Annotated in this window: 15 protein-coding genes; 3 read left to right on the forward strand and 12 right to left on the reverse strand. The window is 71.1% G+C overall.

The genetic code is table 11. The annotated features are described in order from the left end of the window. Positions 1-44 precede the first annotated feature (44 nt). Entirely contained in the window at positions 45-935 is an 891-nt protein-coding gene (locus tag D5H75_RS09625; protein WP_119926065.1) for an LLM class flavin-dependent oxidoreductase, read from the forward strand. Positions 936-954: 19 nt separating this feature from the next. On the opposite strand, the gene D5H75_RS09630 is transcribed toward D5H75_RS09625, so the two are convergent. The 4 genes from D5H75_RS09630 to plsX all read right to left on the reverse strand — a co-directional run bounded on the left by D5H75_RS09630 (position 955) and on the right by plsX (position 7,586). Further along, complete coding sequence (locus tag D5H75_RS09630) at positions 955-2,277, reverse strand: hypothetical protein (protein WP_119926066.1); 1,323 nt, start codon at positions 2,275-2,277, stop codon at positions 955-957. A 75-nt stretch (positions 2,278-2,352) separates the two neighbouring features. After that, positions 2,353-4,071 (reverse strand): arginine--tRNA ligase, encoded by a 1,719-nt coding sequence (argS, locus tag D5H75_RS09635; RefSeq protein ID WP_119926067.1) that lies wholly within the window; start codon positions 4,069-4,071, stop codon positions 2,353-2,355. A 10-nt stretch (positions 4,072-4,081) separates the two neighbouring features. Beyond that, positions 4,082-6,436: an HAD-IC family P-type ATPase gene (locus D5H75_RS09640; RefSeq protein ID WP_202638007.1), complete on the reverse strand. Its 2,355-nt coding sequence runs from the start codon at positions 6,434-6,436 to the stop codon at positions 4,082-4,084. A gap of 121 nt (positions 6,437-6,557) precedes the next feature. Further along, the gene (gene plsX, locus D5H75_RS09645; protein ID WP_119926069.1) at positions 6,558-7,586 is read right to left on the reverse strand and encodes a phosphate acyltransferase PlsX; all 1,029 of its coding nucleotides are present in this window, start codon (positions 7,584-7,586) and stop codon (positions 6,558-6,560) included. Between the two features lie 321 nt (positions 7,587-7,907). Between plsX and D5H75_RS09650 the strand changes: the two genes are divergently transcribed. After that, entirely contained in the window at positions 7,908-9,236 is a 1,329-nt protein-coding gene (locus tag D5H75_RS09650; protein WP_119926543.1) for a KamA family radical SAM protein, read from the forward strand. Between the two features lie 95 nt (positions 9,237-9,331). Here the strand turns inward: D5H75_RS09650 and D5H75_RS09655 are convergent, their stop codons facing one another. From D5H75_RS09655 to D5H75_RS09690, 8 genes are all read right to left on the reverse strand, one after another. Then, positions 9,332-9,580 (reverse strand): hypothetical protein, encoded by a 249-nt coding sequence (locus D5H75_RS09655; protein ID WP_119926070.1) that lies wholly within the window; start codon positions 9,578-9,580, stop codon positions 9,332-9,334. Between the two features lie 73 nt (positions 9,581-9,653). After that, positions 9,654-10,673, reverse strand: coding sequence for a carbohydrate ABC transporter permease (locus D5H75_RS09660; protein WP_202638008.1), 1,020 nt, complete (start codon positions 10,671-10,673; stop codon positions 9,654-9,656). 1 nt (position 10,674) lies between these two features. Beyond that, entirely contained in the window at positions 10,675-11,592 is a 918-nt protein-coding gene (locus D5H75_RS09665) for a carbohydrate ABC transporter permease (RefSeq protein ID WP_119926071.1), read from the reverse strand. Between the two features lie 97 nt (positions 11,593-11,689). Next, positions 11,690-12,757 carry an ABC transporter ATP-binding protein gene (locus tag D5H75_RS09670; protein ID WP_119926072.1) on the reverse strand — a complete coding sequence of 356 codons (1,068 nt, stop codon included), beginning with the start codon at positions 12,755-12,757 and terminating at the stop codon, positions 11,690-11,692. Position 12,758: 1 nt separating this feature from the next. Continuing rightward, entirely contained in the window at positions 12,759-14,177 is a 1,419-nt protein-coding gene (locus tag D5H75_RS09675; RefSeq protein WP_119926073.1) for an ABC transporter substrate-binding protein, read from the reverse strand. A gap of 73 nt (positions 14,178-14,250) precedes the next feature. Beyond that, positions 14,251-14,769 (reverse strand): YbhB/YbcL family Raf kinase inhibitor-like protein, encoded by a 519-nt coding sequence (locus D5H75_RS09680; RefSeq protein ID WP_119926074.1) that lies wholly within the window; start codon positions 14,767-14,769, stop codon positions 14,251-14,253. Positions 14,770-15,033: 264 nt separating this feature from the next. Then, entirely contained in the window at positions 15,034-15,828 is a 795-nt protein-coding gene (locus tag D5H75_RS09685) for an ABC transporter ATP-binding protein (RefSeq protein ID WP_242454176.1), read from the reverse strand. A gap of 1 nt (position 15,829) precedes the next feature. Beyond that, positions 15,830-16,750, reverse strand: a complete 921-nt coding sequence (locus tag D5H75_RS09690; protein ID WP_119926075.1) for an ABC transporter permease — start codon at positions 16,748-16,750, stop codon at positions 15,830-15,832. A 588-nt stretch (positions 16,751-17,338) separates the two neighbouring features. On the opposite strand from D5H75_RS09690, the gene D5H75_RS09695 reads away from it, so the two are divergent. Continuing rightward, positions 17,339-18,964, forward strand: a complete 1,626-nt coding sequence (locus tag D5H75_RS09695; protein WP_202638009.1) for a peptide ABC transporter substrate-binding protein — start codon at positions 17,339-17,341, stop codon at positions 18,962-18,964. The last annotated feature ends 28 nt before the right edge of the window (positions 18,965-18,992 follow it).

Below are 18,992 nucleotides of genomic sequence, written 5' to 3' on the forward strand. Positions count from 1 at the left end.
GTGGGGGCGGGGTTGTGCGGGGGGAGAGGACAGGTGAGCTCACGATGGGCGACTACGGCAGGGACATCGAGTTCGGGTACTTCCTCGTTCCCAACGCGGCGGACCCCTTGCTCGCGACGGCGCGGCTGGCCGACCGGCTGGGGATCGACCTGATCGGGGTGCAGGACCATCCGTACCAGCGGCGGTACGTCGACACGTGGGCGCTGATGCCCATGATCCTGGCGGCCACCGAGCGCGTGCGGGTCTTCCCCGACGTGGCCAACCTGCCGCTGCGCCAGCCTGCCGTGCTGGCCAAGACCGCCGCCTCCCTCGACCTGCTCAGCGGCGGCCGGTTCGAGCTCGGCCTCGGCGCGGGCGCGTTCTGGGACGCGATCGAGGCGTACGGCGGGCCGCGCCGCACCCCCGGGGAGGCGCGAAGGGCCCTCGCGGAGGCCATCGAGGTCATCCGCCGGATCTGGGGCGCCGAGCGCGGTCTCCGCTTCGAGGGCGAGCACTACCGCCTCGCCGGAGCCCAGCCCGGGCCCCGGCCCGCCCACCCGATCGGCATCTGGCTCGGCGCCGGTGGTCCCAAGACGCTGGAGCTCACCGGCCGCGCCGCCGACGGCTGGGTCCCGTCCTCGTCCTGGGCCCCGCCCGAGCGCCTGCCCGGGCTCAACGCGGTCATCGACGAGGCGGCCCGGGCGGCGGGCCGCGAGCCCGCGGACATCCGGCGCGTCTACAACGTCAACGGGACCATCACCGACGGCCCGGGCGGCGGCTTCCTCAACGGGCCCGCCGAGCAGTGGGCCGACGAGCTGACCGACCTGGCCGTGGCGTACGGCATGGACACCTTCGTCCTGTGGGCCGAGGGCGACCAGGAGACCCAGCTCCGCCGCTTCGCCGAAGAGGTCGTCCCCGAGGTCCGCGCCCGGGTGGCCGCCGAACGCGCCGCCTGACCCGGGCCGCGCGAGCCGGTCAGGGGTGGAGCGACTTGATGGCGGCGCGGTCGGCCTGGGCCTTCTCGGTGCGGTCCTGGGCGTGCCAGGCGTAGGAGTCCAGGGCCTCGGCGGCCGCGTGCGCCTGTTCCCGCATGTCGGCCAGCTCGGCCGCCACGTGGTCCGCCCGGGTGCGCTCCTGGGCCGTGTGACGCCAGATCAGCAGGCCGCCGGTCGCCGCCAGCGCGACGCCGGCGACGATGCCGATCCAGTTGACCAGCAGGATCGCGACCAGGACCACGAGGGCGCCGGCCGCCGTGAGCGCGATGGGCAGGACCGGCGGGTGCTGCCCGGAGACGCGCTCGGCGAGGTACTGGTTCTGCGCGTCGGCCAGTTCCTCCGGGTCGGGCCCGCCGGGGCGGATCGTGATCGGGTAGCCGGAGATGGAGACCGTCACCTCGCGCGGGGGAGGGGCGGTCGCGGCGGTGGCCAGGGCCTCGGCGACGGTGTCCACGGCCGGGGCGGCGATCTTCATGGCCAGGCTCGCGGTCTGCGGGTCGTGGCGCAGGCCCTCGCCGGAGACCGTGTCGTCCAGGAGCAGGTCGGCCAGCGGCTTCAGGGGCTCGTCCCAGCCCTCCCGCGCCGAGACCAGCATGCGCACGACGTCCGCGGGCTCGGCCTCCATCCGTTCCACGCCCAGCTCCCGGATGACCGGGGTGGCGGGCTCGTCGGGCGCGGGAGGCGTGACGCCGGCCCGGGGGTGGTTCAGGGCGTGCAGGCGCTCGCACTGGGCGCGCATGCGGGCCAGGCGCAGCGCGGCCCCGGCCTGCTCGGTGATCGCGGGCACCCCGCGGAGCTCCGGGGGCACGTTGACCATGCCCTCGCCCGGCTGGTACGGCGCGAGCGCGGCCAGCCACCGGGCGGGGCCCGCGCCGAGTGGAGTCGGCAGGTCCGCCGTCGCCGCGGTGAGCCGCTTGAAGATGAACGCCTTGCCGGCCGGGCCGTACGCCCCGCGCGCGCAGGCGAGCCAGATCGCCCGCTGGGCGCGGGTGACGGGAGCGTCGGCCGACAGCTCCCCGAACGCGGTGCCCAGCCAGGACGCGCGGATGCGCTCGCCCTTCCCGGCGACGGCCAGGCCCAGGCAGAGCAGCAGCACGCTGCGGCGCTCGTCCAGCTCCAGGGCCTCCCGGAGCGGTTCAGCGGCGTCGCCGCCGTTGATCAGCGCCTGGAGAGCCTCGATCGCGGGGCCGAGCCAGAATCCGGGCACCTCGGGAGGCATGCCGTGGTCACGGCCGAGGTCCGACAGCACGATCTCCGCGTGACGCCGTACCCCGGCGACGCCCGCGGGCGCGATGAGTTCCATTGACCTGCAAGCTTAACCAGGACTTGGCGCGACACAGTGATAACGCGCCGTCCGGGTGCCCGGACGGCGCGCCGATCACATGCGCTCGGGGACCGTGATGCCGAGCAGGCCGAGGCCGGTGACGAGGACGTCCAGCGTCAGCGCCGACAGCGCCAGCCGCGAGTCGCGGGTCGCCTCGTCGGGGGCCTTGAGGACCGGGCACTCCTCGAAGAACGTCGCGAACGCCTGGGCCACGTCGAACAGGTAGGCGCACAGCCGGTGCGGCTCGCTCGTCTCGGCGACCTGCGTGAGCACCGAGCCGAACGCCAGGAGCTGCTTGGCCAGCGCGCGCTCGGCCGGGGCCCCGACCACGATCGGGCCGCGGGCGTCCTCCGGGGTGAAGCCGCCCCGGCGGAAGATCGAGCGCACCCGCACCGCGGCGTACATGAGGTAGGGCGCGGTGTTGCCGGTCAGCGCCAGCATCCGGTCGAAGTCGAAGATGTACTCGCTGGCGTGGTTCACCGACAGGTCGGCGTACTTCACCGCGCCGATGCCGACCGCCTGCGCGATCTCGTTGCGGGTCTCCTCGTCGTAGTCGCGGTCGGCCAGCACCTTGCCGGCGCGCTCGACGGCCTCGTCGAGCAGGTCCATCAGCTTGACCGACTCGCCGCTACGGGTGCGGAACCGCTTGCCGTCCCGGCCCAGCACCATGCCGATCTGGATGTGCTCGGCCCGCTGCCCGGTCAGCCAGCCGGCCTCGCGGGCGGCGGCGAAGACCATCTGGAAGTGCAGCGACTGGTCCGCCCCGACGACGTAGAGCATCTGGTCGGCGCGCAGGTCGCGGACGCGGTGCCGGATCGCGGCCAGGTCGGTCGTGGCGTAGCCGTACCCGCCGTCGCTCTTGCGGACGATCAGCGGCAGCGGCTGGTCGTCGCGGCCGGTGAAGCCGGGCGGGAAGACGCAGATCGCGCCCTCGCTCTCGACGGCGACGCCCTTGGCCTCCAGCTCCTCGATCGTGTCGGCGAGCATCGGGTTGTACTTGCTCTCGCCCGCGAGGTCCGCGTCGGTCAGCGTCACGCCGAGCTTGTCGTAGACCCGGTTGATGTACGCCAGGGAGTCGTCCACGAACTCCCGCCACAGGGCGAGCGTCGTCTCGTCGCCGCCCTGCAGCAGGACCACGCGGCGGCGGGACCGGTCGGCGAACTCCTTGTCGGCGTCGAAGCGGCTGCGGGCGGCCTGGTAGAACTCGTTGATCTCCCCGGACGCGAGCTGGGCGCGGGCGACGTCCTCGCCGATCTCCAGCATGTACTCGATGAGCATGCCGAACTGGGTGCCCCAGTCGCCGAGGTGGTTCTGCCGGATGACCCGGTCGCCGAGGCGCTCGTGGATCCGCGCCAGCGCGTCGCCCACGATCGTCGTGCGCAGGTGGCCGACGTGCATCTCCTTGGCGATGTTGGGCGCGGAGTAGTCGATCACGACGGTCCGCCGCTCGCCCCCGGCCCGGAGGCCCTCGCGCAGCTCGCGGGTCGCCTCGCCGGCGATCCAGTCGTCGCGCAGCGTCAGGTTGAGGAAGCCGGGGCCGCTGATCTCGACGTTCGCGCACACGTCGGCGACGTCGAGGTGGGACACGATCTCGTCGGCGACCTCCCGCGGCGCCCGTCGCAGCCGCTTGCCCAGGCTCAGCGCCACGTTCGCCTGGTAGTCGGCGAACTGCGACGGCCGGATGAGCGGATCTGCGGAAGAGTACTCCTCGCCGAAGGCGGCGCCCAGCGCGCGCTGGACCCGCTCGGTGAGAACGAGCTGCGGGTCAGACATGCGCCCAAGCCTATTTCGTCGCGGAACCTGGAAGCACCCGTATCCCGGCCCATTGCGCGATCTTCACCACGGCGGTGAGCAGAGCCGCCCCGAGCACCCCGAACCCCAGGGCGACCAGGTCGTTCCCACGGTCGTCGGTGTAGAGCGCGAAGAACTCGTGGATGCCCGGGATCGCCATGGTCACCGCGAACAGCCCGGCCATCGACCCCAGCAGCGTCAGCCGCCACCAGTTGTACGGCCGCGCGATGAGGACCAGCACCCACCACGTGACGATGAACAGCGCGATCACGGCGGCGGTCCGGTCCTGCGCGAGGGAGCGCTCGCCGTTGTGCGCGAACGTGAACGCCAGGAACATCGCCGCCGCCGAGATCAGCCCGGCGGGCACGGCGAAGCGCAGCACCCGGCGCACGAACCCGGGGCGGGAGCGCTCGTCGCTCGGGGCCAGCGCCAGGAAGAACGCGGGGATCCCGATCGTCAGCGCGTTGACCAGCGTGGACTGGCGCGGCACGAACGGGAACGCCAGCCCGGCCACCCCGGTCATCAGCGACAGCGCGATGGCGTAGAAGGTCTTGGTGAGGAACAGGCCGGACACCCGCTCGATGTTGGACAGCACCCGCCGCCCCTCGGCCACCACGTGGGGCAGGGTCGCGAAGCTGTCGTCGAGCAGCACCACCTGGGCCACCGACTTGGTCGCCCCGCTGCCCGTGCCCATCGCGACGCCCAGGTCGGCGTCCTTGAGCGCGAGGACGTCGTTGACCCCGTCGCCGGTCATCGCGACGGTGTGGCCGCGGGACTTCAGCGCCTGGACGAACTCGCGCTTCTGCCGCGGCGTGACCCGGCCGAACACCGAGTGGGTGTCCAGGACCTCGGCGTACGCCTCCGGGTCGCCCTCGGGCAGGGAGCGCGCGTCGATCGGCCGGTCCGCCCCGGGCAGCCCCAGCGACCCGGCGATGGCCGCGACCGACTCGGGGTTGTCGCCGGAGATGACCTTCACCGTGACGCCCTGCCTGGAGAAGTAGCGCAGGGTGTCGGCGGCCTCGGGCCGTACGCGCTGCTTGAGGACCACGAGGGCGGCGGGCCGGGCGGCCCTGGGGGTGTCGGCGGACAGGCTTCCCGGCGCGGCCTCGCGGAGCGCGAGCACGCGCAGGCCGGTGCGGGCGAGCGCGGCGGCCTCGTCGTAGCCGGGGTCGCCCCGGTCCAGCAGCACGTCGGGCGCGCCCAGCAGCCACGCGCCGTGGCCCTCGAACTCGGCCCCGCTCCACTTGCGGGCCGAGGAGAACGGCACGTTCGCCACCGAGACCCAGCCGGGGCCGTCGGGGAACGCGTCCCGGACGGCCTGGAGGGTCGCGTTGGGGCGGGGGTCGGCGGCGGCGAGCGCGGCGAGCACGGCCTTCACGTCCACGTCGTCGCGCAGCGGCCGCACCTCGCCCAGGTCCATGCCGGGGGCCGTGAGCGTGCCCGTCTTGTCCACGCAGAGCACGTCCACGCGGGCCAGCCCCTCGATCGCCGGGAGCTCCTGGACCAGGCAGCGGCGGCGGCCGAGGCGCACGACGCCGACGGCGAACGCGATGCTGGTGATCAGCACCAGGCCCTCGGGGATCATCGTCACGACCCCGGCGACCGTGCTCGTGATCGCGTCGGAGAACGTGGTGTCCCGGCGCATCTGGCTGTGCGTCAGGAGCGCGCCGATCGGGATGACGAGCCAGGTGATGTACTTGATGAAGTTGGCGACCCCGTCGCGCAGCTCCGAGTGGGCCAGCGAGAACGTGCTCGCCTCCTCGGTCAGCTTCGCGGCGTAGGCGTCGCGGCCCACGCGCGTCGCGACGTAGGACCCGCCGCCGGCCACGACGAAGCTGCCCGAGAGCACCTCGTCGCCGGGCCGCTTGTGCACCGGGTCGGCCTCGCCCGTGAGCAGCGACTCGTCGACCTCCAGGCCGTCGGCGCCCGCGACCTCGCCGTCCACGAGCAGCCGGTCTCCGGGGCCGAGCAGGATCAGGTCGCCCAGCACGACCTCCCTGGGCCGGATCTCGCGCTCCGCGCCGTCGCGGCGCACCCGGACCGGGGCCTCGTTGACCACCGCGAGCCGGTCTAGGGTGCGCTTGGCGCGCAGCTCCTGCACGACGCCGATCGCGGTGTTGACGATGACGATCAGCCCGAACAGGCCGTCCTTCCAGTCCCCGAAGATCAGGATCAGCACCCACAGCGCGCCGATCACCGCGTTGAACAGGGTGCAGACGTTGGCCCGCACGATCGCGCCCAGCGACCGGCTGGTGCGCCGGGGCACCTCGTTGGCCTGCCCGGCCGCGGCCCGGCGGGCGGCCTCCGCCCCGCTCAGACCGACATCGCGCTCGGTGACCGTGCTCACGTGCCCCCCGACAGATCCGCTGTTCCCCGGGACTTCGGCGATCCCCGGGTAGCTCAGCGTAACGAGAGGAGCCCGGCCCGCGCGTCACTCGCAAGGACCATCCGCGACTGGTCCTTGAGTCTCATGACCACCGGCGATGACTACGCGCGTCGGCCGAGACCCGCTCCCCGATGCGCTCGACGATCCGCTTCTCCACCAGCCGCCCGGCCAGCCGGCACGCCGCCGCGATCCCCGCCGCGGAGGACGAGCCGTGCGCGATCACCACGGTCCCGTTCAGGCCGAGCAGGGCGGCGCCGCCGTGCTCCTCGGGGTCGAGCCGCCGGGTCAGCTCCCGCAGCCGCCTGCGCTGGAGCGCCGCGCCGAGCCGGGACAGCCGTCCCTCGGAGAGGGTGTCGCGCAGCTCTCCGAAGGCGTACCTGACCCCGCCCTCCAGGGTCTTGAGCACGATGTTCCCGGTGAACCCGTCGGTGACGATCACGTCCACGGAGCCCGCCATCACGTCGGTGCCCTCGACGTTCCCGGCGAAGTCCACGTTCGCCGCCGACAGCAGCTCGTGCGCCCGCCGGATCAGCTTGTTGCCCTTGCCCGGCTCGGACCCGATCGTCAGCAGCCCCACGCGCGGCCGCCGTACGCCCAGGGCGACGTCGGCGTAGGCCGCGCCCAGGTGGGCGAACTGGACCAGCATCTCGGGCTTGACGTCGGCGTTCGCGCCCGCGTCCACGAGGACCGTGCCGCGCGGCCGGGTCGGCAGGACCACCGCGATGGCCGGGCGCAGCACCCCGGGCTGGCCGCGCAGGCGCAGGCGGCCGGTGGCGACCACGCCGCCCGTCGAGCCCGCCGAGACCACGGCGCCGGCGTCCCCCCGGCGTACGAGGTGGCAGGCGACGGCGATGCTGGAGCGGGGGCGGCGCAGGCTCGCCAGCGCGCCCTCGTCCATCTCCAGGGCCTCCTCCGCGCGCACGATCGGGATCTCCGACGACGCGCCGTGCCTGGCCAGTTCGGCGGAGACCGGGCCGGGGGCGCCGACCAGCACGATCGGCAGGCCGTGCTCCCGCGCCGCCAGCACGGCTCCCGCCACGACCTCGCCCGGGCCGTGGTCGCCGCCCATGGCGTCCACGGCGATAGGGAGGCTCGTCGGGCTCCAGTCCATCGACCACCTCTTCAGAACGTCACCGAATGGTATGCGCGACGGGAACCCGGAAACCCCCTGGAAACCTCCCGGAAAGCCGTGAAAACCACCGCAAGATCGATTACAGCTCCATCTCACCTGGATTTCGGTTCGTTTCGGAAATCTCCGGATCGGTGGAACCAGTCAGCCGAAAAGGACGTCTGGGGTATATGGAGTAGAAGGACGCTCGTCGGCCCCGGTCGGTTTACCCGAGTGCGCCGCCGGGCCGCGCCGTCCGGGCGGGAACGCACCCCGCCCGTGCTCAGGACCCCATCGGACCCCCCGAGGAGACGCCTAGTGACCTTGCTCTTCGAACGCGCGCCCGGAAACCGGCCGGCCCCCGAAAGCGGCCCGAGCAGCCGGAAGTTCCGGGCCTATACGACGAAACATCTGGACGACCTGGTGGCCCGCGCCGGGTTCGACGCCGAGGAGCGGCTGGCGATCCGCGCGGTGGCGACCGTACTGCCGTTCCGCGCCAACTCCTACGTCGTGGACGAGCTGATCGACTGGTCCGCCGCCCCCGACGACCCCATCTACCGCCTCGTCTTCCCCCAGCGGGACATGCTCCCGGCCGCCGACGTGGCGCGCATCGCCGACCTGCTCCGCCGGGACGCCCCCGCCGCGGAGATCAACGCGCTGGTGCGCGAGGTGCGGATGCGCCTCAACCCCCACCCGGCCGGGCAGCTCGAACTCAACACCGTCAAGCTCGGCGAGGAGCCGATGCCGGGCGTGCAGCACAAGTACCCCGAGACCGTGCTCTTCTTCCCCAAGCAGGGGCAGACCTGCCACGCCTACTGCACGTACTGCTTCCGCTGGGCGCAGTTCGTGGGCGAGCCGGACCTGAAGATGGCCGGTGACGACGTGGCCCGCCTCACCGCCTACCTGCGCGACCACCCCGAGGTCAGCAGCGTGCTCATCACCGGCGGCGACGCGATGATCATGGGTGAGCCGGTGCTGCGGCGGTACGTCGAGCCGCTGCTGGAGATCGAGCACATCGAGTCGATCCGCGTCGGCACCAAGTCCCTCGCCTGGTGGCCGCAGCGCTTCGTCACCGACCCCGACGCCGACGACACGCTGCGGCTGTTCGAGCGGGTCGTCGCCGCGGGCAAGAACCTCGCCTTCCAGGCGCACTTCTCGCACCCGCGCGAGATGGAGCCCGAGATGGTGCGGCGGGCGGTCTCCCGGATCAACGGCACCGGCGCGGTCGTCCGCACCCAGGCCCCGCTGATCCGCACGATCAACGACGACCCCGCGACCTGGGCGTCGATGTGGCGGCGTCAGCACGCGATGGGCATGGTGCCGTACTACATGTTCGTCGAGCGGGACACCGGGCCCCAGGACTACTTCGCGGTCCCGCTGGCCCGGGCGTACGAGATCTTCCGCGATGCGTACGCCCAGGTGTCGGGGCTGTGCCGGACGGTCAGGGGGCCGTCCATGTCGGCCACACCCGGCAAGGTCTGCGTGGACGGCGTGGCCGAGGTCATGGGCCGCAGGGTCTTCGTCCTCCACTTCATCCAGGCCCGCGACCCCGCCCTCGTGGGGCGGCCCTTCTTCGCGGAGTACGACCCGTCGGCGGTCTGGCTGACCGACCTCAAGCCGGCCTTCGCCGACGCCTTCCCCCACGAGGCGTGAGCGGGCCCCGGCGGCTCGCCCGAAGCACCCCGCGTTTCGAGTCCCGGTGAGGCGTCTCCCCTACCCGGAGACGCCTCACCGGGCCCTCGGGCACATCAGGGGCGGGGCTTCCAGCGGACGGCGGAACGGCGGGCGATCTGGGCCTGCAGGCGGGCCATCTGGCGGTGGAGCTCGATGACCTGTTCGGCGAGGACGGGCATGGGCACCTCGCCCGGATCCTCGGCGGCCAGCAGGTCGATCGCGCTCTCGAGTTCCTGTGTGATCATCTTGGCGGTCCCCTCCTCGCTGCCCTCGTCGGCGGCTACGTGAGCCGTCCCGTCGCTCCCCCGGCGGGTCGAATCCACGTTCGAATCATAGTGCACACGTGTTCGAGACGCATCGATTTCCGCCTCGTTCGTCCCGTGTCCCAGGGGACTCCTAGGACTTCACCGCGCCCATCGTGAACCCGGCGATGAAACGGTCCAGGAACAGGTTGAACACGAACGCGATCGGCACCGCCACGATCACCGTCGCCGCCTGGAGCGACTGCCAGAAGAACACGTCCCCGCGTACCAGCTCGGTCGGCACGCCCGTGCTGATGACCTTCTGCGCCGTGGGGGAGACGAACGCCAGCGCGTAGATGAACTCGCTGGCCGTCAGCGTGAACGCGAACACCACCACGGCCACGATCCCCGGGAACGCCAGCGGCGCGACCGCCCGCAGGAACGCCCCCACGCGGCTGTACCCGTCCACCATCGCCTGCTCCTCGATGTCGCGCGGGATCGCCTTGAGGAACCCCATCAGCAGCCACACCGACACCGGCACGGTGATCGTCGGGTAGACCAGCACCAGCGACCATGTGGAGTCCTGCAGCCCCAGCTCCACGACGAGCCGCGACAGCGACAGGAACAGCAGCGACGGCGGCACCAGGTAGACGAAGAAGATCGTCACCCCCATCCACCCCGCCCACGGCCGGTCCAGCCGCGCCAGCGAGTACGCCGCAGGCAGCGCGAGCGCCAGCGTGATCGCCACGACCAGCGCCCCCACCCACAGCGTGTTCAGCACGAACCGCGTGAACGAGGTGTCCGTGAACAGGTACAGCACGTGGTCCGCGGTCGGCGGCAGGTTGTAGACGAACGGGTTGTTCTCCGTGTCCACCAGGTCCCGGTTCAGCTTGAACGCGGTGATCACGCTCCACAGGAACGGCGTCGCGCAGAACAGCGCCGCGACCACCGCCAGCGCGTACACCCCGATCCGGGCGAACACGTGCCGCACCGCGTACCGCCGCGCGGACCGCCCGTCCGGGGCCACCCGCCCCCGCGCCTCCACCGTCGCCACACGGCCCGCGCCGTCGCCCCCGCCCCCGCCCCCGTCGGCGTTCGCGGCGGCGCCCGCCGTACGGCTCGCGCCGGGGCCCCCTTCGCCGCCGGCCTTACCGGGCAGATCAGCGCCGGCCATCTCAGAGCACCTCCATGCGGCGGACGGACCGCAGGATCGCGATCGCGGCCGCGAGCAGGATCGGGAAGAGGAACAACGCGATCGAGGCGCCCTGCCCGACGTCGCCGCCGCCGATCCCCCGGACGTACGCCCAGCTCGCGAGCACCTCCGAGGAGTGCGTCGCCCCGCCCCGGGTCAGCACGTACACCACCGTCATGTCGGTGAAGGTCAAGATCGCGCCGAACAGCGCCGCCACCGCGATCACCGGCAGCGTCAGCGGCACCGTGATCTCGAACATGCGCCGCCAGAACCCGGCCCCGTCCACCCGCGCCGCCTCGTCCAGGTCCCGGGGGATCGCCACGAGCCCGGCCATCACGATCACGGCCGCCAGCGGCGTCAGCCGCCACACGTGCACGGCGATCACCGACACCATCTCCAGCGTCGGCTCCCCGAGCCAGTTCAGGTTCGCGTCGATCAGCCCGAGCCGCCGCAGCGTCCAGTCGATCGGCGAGTAGATCGAGTCCAGCAGCCACAGCCACGCGATCGTGGACAGCGCGACCGGCGTCGTCCACGGCAGCAGCACCAGGAAGCGCACGAGCCACTTGCCCCGGAAGTCCGCGACCAGGATGTTCGCCAGGACCTTCCCGAACACCACGATCAGCAGCATCGACACGCCCGTGAACAGGAACGTGTTCCCCAGCGCCCGCCAGAACACCGGGTCGCCGAGGTTCCGCTCGAAGTTCTGCCAGCCCACCCAGTCGTACGACGGGTCGCCCACGGTCACGTCCGAGAACGCCAGCGCGATCGCCAGTCCGAACGGCACCGCCACCAGCGCCACGATGTAGACCACCGACGGCAGCAGGAACACCCAGGCCAGGAACCCGTCCCGGTCCGCGAGCGTACGGCGGCCCGCCCGGTGCGACCCGCTCGCCGCGCTCATCCCGCCCTCACCCCGCCTCCACCGGCCCGTCCCGCACCGGCCGTCCCCGCGCCTCCACCGGCCCGCGCCGCGCCTCCACCGGCCCTCGTCGCGCCCCTCATGACGGGCTCTCGATGCGCTCGGGCTCGGCGCGCTCGCCCGAGGCGGCGTCGAAGAACCGCAGCTTCTCCCCGCGCACGGCGAAGCCGTACGTCCGCCCGGCCTCGATCGGCGTCAGCACCGTCGCCGGGAGCCGCGCGATCACCCGCGTGGGCTCGCCGATCCCGCTCGCGGTGCCGTACACGTGCCGGTCGCCCGACAGGTACTCCAGCCGGTCCACCGCGAGCCGCACGCCGACGCGGTCGGCGGCCGGCACCACCTCGGCGGGCAGCAGGTGCTCGGGCCGGAACCCGACCAGGCGGCCGTCACGCGGCACCAGGTTCATCGGCGGCGACCCGATGAAGGTCGCCACGAACGTGTCGGCGGGATCGTCGTAGACGTCCATGGGCCTGCCCACCTGCCGGAGCCGGCCCTTGTCGAGCACGGCGATGCGGTCGCCGAGCCCCATCGCCTCGGTCTGGTCGTGCGTGACGTAGACCGTGGTCGTCCCGACCTCCTGCTGGAAGCGCTTGAGCTCGTCCCGGGCGGTGGCGCGGAGCTTGGCGTCCAGGTTGGACAGCGGCTCGTCGAGCAGGAAGACCAGCGGCTGGCGCACCAGCGCGCGGGCCAGGGCGACCCGCTGGCGCTCGCCGCCGGAGAGCTGCCGGGGCTTGCGGTCCAGCAGCCCGCCGATGCCCAGCAGCTCCGCCGCCCAGCGCGCGCGCTCGGCCCGCCGCGCCCGCTTCATGCCCTCGGCCTTGAGCGGGAACACGATGTTGGCCTCGACGGTCTTGTGCGGGTAGAGCGCGTAGGACTGGAACACCATCGCGATCTTGCGGGCGCGCGGCGGCAGGCCGTTGACCACGTTGCCGCCGATCAGCACCTCGCCCCCGGTGGGCTGCTCCAGCCCCGCGATCGTGCGCAGCAGCGTGGTCTTGCCGCACCCGCTGGGGCCGAGCAGCACGAGGTACTCGCCCTCCTCGCTGCGCAGGCTCACCCCGTCCACCGCCCGCACCCGGCCCCCGTCGTACTCCTTCACGAGGTTCCTGACCTCGACGGCAGCGGCCTTGCCGGTGGGGTTCGCCATCTCACCCGCCGACCAGGCCGCGCGAGCGCCAGCGTTCGAAGATCTGTCTTATCCGCCGGTCCGCCTCGGCCACCGCCTGCTTGGGCGTCGCCTCCCCGCGCGCCGCCCGCGCCATCATGTTCGGGATCACGAACGTGCCCAGCACCTCGCCCACCGCGGGGTTCGCGGGTCCGGGGTAGCCGATGTTGACGCTCCAGTCCACGGCGTTCTTGAGCAGCGCGAGCTTGTTCGCCGGCCGGGCCCCGAACGGGTCGGCGTCCAGCCAGCCGGAGAGCTGGGGCACCAGCGAGGGCCAGCCCGGCAGGTCGTACAGCTTCGAGTGGTACGTCACGGACGCGAAGTTCGCCGTGTAGTGGAGGAGGAACTCCTTCGCCGCGTCGATCGCCTTCGCGTGGCTCGGGACGATCCAGTTGTACATGACGTGCTGCGCCGCCAGCGCCGCCTTCGGCCCGCGCAGCGCCGGCACGAACCCGATGTCGTCGGCCACCTTGGGGTTGGCGCCCTGGGCCGTGCGCCAGGCGGAGATCGAGTTCAGGATGTACGACAGGCGCCCGGCGACCAGGCCCTGGTTGTTGGAGGAGGCGTTCCAGGAGAAGACCTCGTTGGTCATGCTCCCCTTGAACAGCCGCGTCATGAACTCGACCGCGGCGACCGCCTCGTCGCTGTTCAGCACGACGCGTTCCTGGGCGTCCTGCTCGCTCGCGCCGTACGACCACAGGAGCGCCCGCGCGGCCATGTTGGAGTCGATCTCCTGGGACATGCCCAGGCCGAGCTGGATGTTCTTGGACTTCTTGATCTCCGACCCGCCCTTGAGCAGGTCGTCCCAGGTCTCGGGACCGTTCGGGAAGCCCGCGGGCTGCCAGAGCGAGACGCGGTAGTCGCCGGGGTCGGGCGACCAGCCGGGGGAGTAGGCGTAGAACTTGCCGGTGTTGGGGTTGAAGCTCGACCTGCGGCAGAGGTCGAGCTGCTTGCCCCAGCGGCGGTCGGCCTCCTGGACCAGGTCCGAGAGGTCCGTGACGCCGGGTTCGTACCGCGACAGGGTGCTGATGTCCTGCAGCAGGTCGTGCCCCTGCCTGGCCTGCATCTCGGCGGCGATGCGGGCGGGCAGGTCGTTGACCGATATGTGGTCGACGCGCACGTTGACGCCGACGCGCCGGCCCCAGTCGCGCACGAAGCCGTCGAACCACTTGTCGTGGCTGGGCACGAAGTGCGACCACAACAGGATCGACAGCGTGCCCGACAGCTTCGTGCGCGGCTCGGTGAACGTGGTCCGCGGCGCCGGGGTGCCCGCCGCGCCGGTCCGCCGCGCCTGCGGACCCTCGGTCTCACTGGCGCAGGCGGCGAGCGCGAGCCCGGCGGCGGTCAGGCCGCCGGCCTGGAGGACGTGCCGGCGGGACGGAGGTGGGGGCGCAGGGTTCATGGGGGACCTCCACTAGTCCCCTTCGACGGTAGGACGGAACCCCGGCCGCAAAAAGACCTTGTGCGATAACGCTCTAACGGCCCCACTCGCCGACGACGTAACCCCGGGCGAGGGTCTTCGCGGTGATGTTGAACCCGACGGCCGCGGGGGAGGTGTCGGAGTCGGGGCCCAGCTTCTCCACGCTCAGCGCGTGCACCGCGAAGATGTACCGGTGCGCCGGCCCGGGCGGCGGGGCGGCCCCGCCGAACTCCTTGGCGCCGTAGTCGTTGCGCGCGTGGATCGCGCCCTCGGGCAGCCCCTTCATGTCACCGCTCCCGGCCCCGGCCGGCAGCTCGGTCACGCTCGCGGGGATGTCGAACAGCACCCAGTGCCAGAACCCGCTGCCCGTGGGCGCGTCGGGGTCGTAGCAGGTCACCGCGTAGCTCAGCGTCCCCTCCGGAGCCCCCGACCACCGCAGGTGCGGCGAGGTGTTGCCGAACTCGTACACCTGCGCGTCGTTCAGCCTCGCCCCGTCGCGCACGTCGTCGCTCTCGACGGTGAGCGAGGGCACCTGGGGCAGGAACTCATAGGGAATGGGCGGCCGCGCGGACACGGTGAACCTCCGTTGGCTCGGGTACGGCGAATGATCCCCCCAATCATCGCGCCCCGGGCCGTGCGGAGGCCAGCTTCCCCCCTTGTACGGCCGTGTGAGCACGACGCCGAAGCCGAGATCGAGACCCTTTCCCCGAGCCTGGACGGCGATCACGCTGAGGTTCGCCCTCGCGCGCGACCGCGGGAATCCCCGGTACGGCGAACGCCCGCGTCCTCCGCGGTGCGTCGCGGTGGGCGCGGGCGTCTCGCCGTACGGGAGTCCTCGTCAGGCGTTGTTGTAGGCCTCGATGACCGTGTGGGGGTCGCCGTCCATCCGGATCTTGCCGTCGTGGAGCCAGATGACGCGGTTGCAGGTCTCCTCGATGACGTCGAGGTTGTGGGCGACGAGGAAGACCGTGCCCGCCTCCTCGCGCATCTGCTTGATCCGCTTCTGGCTCTTGCGCTTGAACTCGCGGTCGCCGGTGGCCAGGGCCTCGTCGATCAGCATGACGTCGTGGCTCTTGGCCGAGGCGATCGCGAAGCGCAGCCGCGCGCCCATGCCCGAGGAGTAGGTCCGCATCGGGAGGTTGATGAACTTGCCGATGCCGGAGAAGTCCACGATGTCGTCGTACTTCTCCTTGACCTGCTGCTGGGTCAGGCCCATGGCGTAGCAGCCGAGGACGATGTTGCGCTCGCCGGTCAGGTCGCGCATGAGCGCGGCGTTGACGCCCACCAGCGAGGGCTGGCCGTCGGTGTAGACCGCGCCGCTGTGCGGGGGCAGCAGGCCGGCGATGGCGCGGAGCAGGGTGGACTTGCCCGAGCCGTTGCGGCCGATCACGCCGATCGCGTCGCCGTGGTAGGCCACGAACGAGACGCCCTTGACCGCGTGGACCTCGGTCATCTGCGGGCGGCCCTGGCGGCGCACGATGCGCATGAGCGCGCTGGCGGCGTTGCCCTTCTCGTGCTCGCTCGCGGCGCCGTACACGCGGTAGACGATGTGCAGGTCGTCGACGATGACAGTCGGCCTGCGCTCGGCCTTCCGCTCCTGCTTCTCCTGCTCGGTCAACGGGGCCACCTTCACGTCAGCCACGGCCGTACCTCTCCTCGGCGCGCCAGAAGTACCAGAAGCCCGCCGCCAGCCCGAACACGGCCCAGAAGATCGCGAAGGGCCAGATGTACGGCGCCGGCCGGTGCGACTCGATGAGGATGTCGCGCATCAGCTCGATGTAGGTCGCGGCCGGGTTGAACTGCATCACGACCTGGATCCACTCCGGGAACTTCTCCAGCTTCTGCGGGATGCTGAAGAAGACGCCCGAGGCGTACAGCCAGAAGCGCATCACGAACGGCAGGAGCTGGCTGGTGTCGCGGACCATCGCGCCCACCCGGGCCATGGCCATCGCCGCGCCGATGTTGAACATCGTCTGGAGCAGCAGCACGACCGGGATGAGCAGCCACGCGATCGTGATCGTCTCGTGCGGCGGGATGGCCACGACGAGCACCATGAGCACGCACATGGAGACGGCGAGCTGCTGGAGCTCCTGGACCGTGTAGGCGATGGGCAGCGCGCCCCTGGGGAAGTGCAGGGCCCGCACCAGGCCCAGATTGCTGGAGATCGAGCGGGAGCCGCCGAGCACCGAGCGCTGGGTGTAGGTGAAGACGAAGATCCCGGTGATGAGGAACGCCGGGTAGTTCGGGATGCCGTTCTGCGCTCCGAGGATCACGCCGAACATCACGTAGTAGACGCCGGCGTTCAGGAGCGGGGTCAGCACCTGCCATAGCTGGCCGAGCGCCGAGTTGCTGTACTTCGACACGTTTCGCGAGGTCGCGTACGTGCGGATGAAGTGACGGCGCTCCCACAACTGGCGGAGGTACTGTCCAAGGGGCGGCCGTGCGATGGCGCGGCGCAGGCCGTAGCGCGCGGCTAGTTCGGCCAGCGGCTCCTCCGGTAGCGGGGAGGCGCCGCCCGCCTGGGCGTCCGCGACCGCGGATTCCGGCTGGCTCATGGCGTTGACTCTATTGGATCCAGGTTAATGGGCTAGTTTTCCCGGCCCTCGGTGAGCCAGCCGTGAACGGCTCGGCACAACACCGGTTCCCCCGGCGGCACCGGGGTTTCCGGCGGCCCGGAATGGTCCGGTCAACGGTAGCCCACCACCCGCGTGTACGGCACGCCAAAGGGGGGCCGGAGCCGTAAGCATGGACTGTGCCGCGAGATCGACGCGCGGCGGAGTCAGGCGAGAGTGACGCAAGTCACGTGGACCCTGTGTCGGGGCATTTCGTGCCTTATGTACAGTTTGTGCAACTTTCCGGCATAGCCGGGGGTATGCGTGTGACGCCCCAACGACGCACGCGTGACCGAACTGCAACATGCCGGAGACTACGGTGTGAGACGCGGTGAGGGACAGTTGCGATCGACTGGCCTGGCGCCAGCCGGTCAAACCATCGTGCATGACTTGGGGGGCCGACCGATCGGGGGCCTCGCAGGGGATGCATCGGGCGACCGCTGTACAGCGCCAATGCCCACCTTAGAGGGAGGAAAACCCACAATGCGCGTTTCCAGAGGTGCTCGGTACCTCGCCGGCGCCGCAGTGCTGATGACCGCTGTCGCCGCGTGCGGTGGTGGCGGCGGCGCGAGTGGCGGCGGTGGCAAGGCGGCTGCCGACGCGATCAACGTCCTCGGCTGTGAGCCGGAGAACCCGCTCATCCCCGCCGACGCCAACGAGGTCTGTGGCGGCAAGGTGCTCGACTCGCTCTTCACCGGTCTGGTCGAGTACGACCCGGACCGCAACGGCGAGCCCGTGAACGCCGTGGCCTCCGCGATCGAGTCCAAGGACTCCAAGGTCTGGACGATCAAGCTCAACCAGGGCTGGAAGTTCCACGACGGGACCGAGGTCAAGGCCAAGAACTTCGTGGACGCCTGGAACTGGAGCGCCCACTCGAAGAACGGCATGCAGAACGGCTCCTGGTTCGCGGACATCGAGGGCTTCTCCGACGTCTTCACCGAGGACCCGGACGGCGACGGCCCGCAGAAGGCGCCCGAGCCCAAGTCCTCCACGATGAAGGGCCTGAAGGTCATCGACGACTACACCTTCGAGGTGACGTTGTCGCACCCGGTGTCGGTGTTCCCCGTCAAGCTGGGCTACACGACCTTCTCGCCGCTCCCCGACTCCTTCTTCAAGGACCCCGAGGCGTTCAAGAAGAAGCCGATCGGCAACGGTCCGTTCAAGTTCGTGGACCGGAAGAACCAGCAGTACATCCACGAGGAGAAGTTCGCCGAGTACAAGGGCGCCCGTGCCGCCAAGGTGAACAAGCTCAACTGGAAGATCTACCAGAACGAGGACTCGGCCTACGCCGACCTCGTGTCCGGCAAGCTGGACTTCATGGAGTCGATCCCGCCGTCCGCCCTCTCGGGTGACAAGTGGAAGACCGACCTCGGCGAGCGCGCGATCAGCGGCCAGCAGATGGTCTTCCAGTCGGTGACCTTCCCCATGTACAACAAGAAGATCTGGGGCAACGCCGAGTGGCGCAAGGCCATCTCCATGGCGATCGACCGGGACACGATCACCGACAAGATCTTCAACAAGGGCCGCCTGCCCATCAAGGGCTGGGTCGCCCCGGGCGTGACCGGCGCCAAGGACGGCGCGTGCGGTGAGTTCTGCACGTACAACCCGGAGAAGGCCAAGCAGCTCCTCGCCGAGGCGAAGCAGAAGGGCTTCACCCCGCCGGCCGAGCTCAAGCTCTTCTACAACGCCGACCGCGGTGGTCACAAGGAGTGGACCGAGGCCGTCGCCAACTCGGTGACGCAGACCTTCGGCGGCGAGGTGAAGATGGTCGCCACGCCGTACCCGACCTTCGACGAGTTCCGGGCCGCCATCAACGACCACAAGATGGAGGGCATCTACCGGACCGGCTGGCAGGCGGACTACCCGCACATCGAGAACTTCCTGAACCCGCTGTACAAGACCGGCGCGTCCTCCAACGACGGTCTGTACTCGAACAAGAAGCTCGACGCCAAGCTGAAGGATGCGGACAAGGAGGTCGACCCGGCCAAGTCGCAGGCCCTCTACCAGGAGGCCGAGGCGATGCTCGCCGAGGACATGAACGCCATCCCGCTCTGGTACTACGGCCTCCAGGCCGGCCACTCCCCGAACGTGAAGAACGTCAAGGTCACGCCGTTCGGTGAGCTGGACGTCACGTCGGTCGAGCTGAACAAGTCCTGACGACCGGTAACGTGAAATAACCCAGAGG

Source organism: Bailinhaonella thermotolerans (assembly GCF_003594875.1).
Taxonomy (GTDB): domain Bacteria; phylum Actinomycetota; class Actinomycetes; order Streptosporangiales; family Streptosporangiaceae; genus Bailinhaonella; species Bailinhaonella thermotolerans.

Bases quoted from the DNA above. Each gene is read 5' to 3' on its own strand.
- D5H75_RS09630 (WP_119926066.1), bottom strand. From the start codon at position 2,277: ATGGAACTCATCGCGCCCGCGGGCGTCGCCGGGGTACGGCGTCACGCG.
- D5H75_RS09665 (WP_119926071.1), bottom strand. From the start codon at position 11,592: ATGAGCGCGGCGAGCGGGTCGCACCGGGCGGGCCGCCGTACGCTCGCG.
- D5H75_RS09670 (WP_119926072.1), bottom strand. From the start codon at position 12,757: ATGGCGAACCCCACCGGCAAGGCCGCTGCCGTCGAGGTCAGGAACCTC.
- argS (WP_119926067.1), bottom strand. From the start codon at position 4,071: ATGTCTGACCCGCAGCTCGTTCTCACCGAGCGGGTCCAGCGCGCGCTG.
- D5H75_RS09660 (WP_202638008.1), bottom strand. From the start codon at position 10,673: ATGGCCGGCGCTGATCTGCCCGGTAAGGCCGGCGGCGAAGGGGGCCCC.
- D5H75_RS09625 (WP_119926065.1), top strand. From the start codon at position 45: ATGGGCGACTACGGCAGGGACATCGAGTTCGGGTACTTCCTCGTTCCC.
- D5H75_RS09695 (WP_202638009.1), top strand. From the start codon at position 17,339: ATGACCGCTGTCGCCGCGTGCGGTGGTGGCGGCGGCGCGAGTGGCGGC.
- plsX (WP_119926069.1), bottom strand. From the start codon at position 7,586: ATGGACTGGAGCCCGACGAGCCTCCCTATCGCCGTGGACGCCATGGGC.
- D5H75_RS09675 (WP_119926073.1), bottom strand. From the start codon at position 14,177: ATGAACCCTGCGCCCCCACCTCCGTCCCGCCGGCACGTCCTCCAGGCC.
- D5H75_RS09690 (WP_119926075.1), bottom strand. From the start codon at position 16,750: ATGAGCCAGCCGGAATCCGCGGTCGCGGACGCCCAGGCGGGCGGCGCC.